Annotated in this window: 1 protein-coding gene; it reads right to left on the reverse strand. The window is 45.1% G+C overall.

The features are described 5' to 3' along the window. Positions 1-577 (reverse strand): RimK family alpha-L-glutamate ligase (locus LD39_RS21575; RefSeq protein ID WP_035554037.1); only part of this gene is annotated, 577 nt, incomplete at both ends.

Here is a 577-nt window from a genome sequence, read left to right on the forward strand (position 1 = left end):
TCAATTTTATTTTCTTTTAAAAATGCTTCATATTGATCGATGATTGCAGGTCGGTAGTTTTCGATAATTTCAAACTTCGCTTTCGGTTCTTCCGCTTCCCCGTCAGTAGGGCAATACAAATCTTCAATTGTGCAGGCATCTGCCGGACACAGCTCAAACCCTTCCGAAGTGTCAACTTTCACTCCATAAACGAACTTTCCACCGACAAATTCATGACGGACAATGTAAGGTTCTGGTGCCTCTACGTACTGCTGGAGCAGGGTAATGCCATCGACAGGCTCCTCAAATGATGCCCCTTCCAAATATTCCTCGAGGGCTTGTTTCGAATGGAATAATTGGACACCTTGGCCTTTACCAGCACGGTTATGCTTCGTAATAAAGGAATCCACATTTAATTGGTCCGCCGCTTTGAGGATATTCTCTTTACCGACAGCTGTTATGGTTTTCGGTGTTTCGATTCCCGCTTGATTCAAAGCCATATATTGATTCACTTTACTTACTTCAAGCCGTAGCGCACGGCTTCCATTGATCACCGTTCTCCCATGACGTTCGAGCCACGCCAGGACCGCTTCAGTAA

Source organism: Halobacillus sp. BBL2006 (assembly GCF_000786645.1).
In the GTDB taxonomy this organism is placed as follows: domain Bacteria; phylum Bacillota; class Bacilli; order Bacillales; family Halobacillaceae; genus Halobacillus.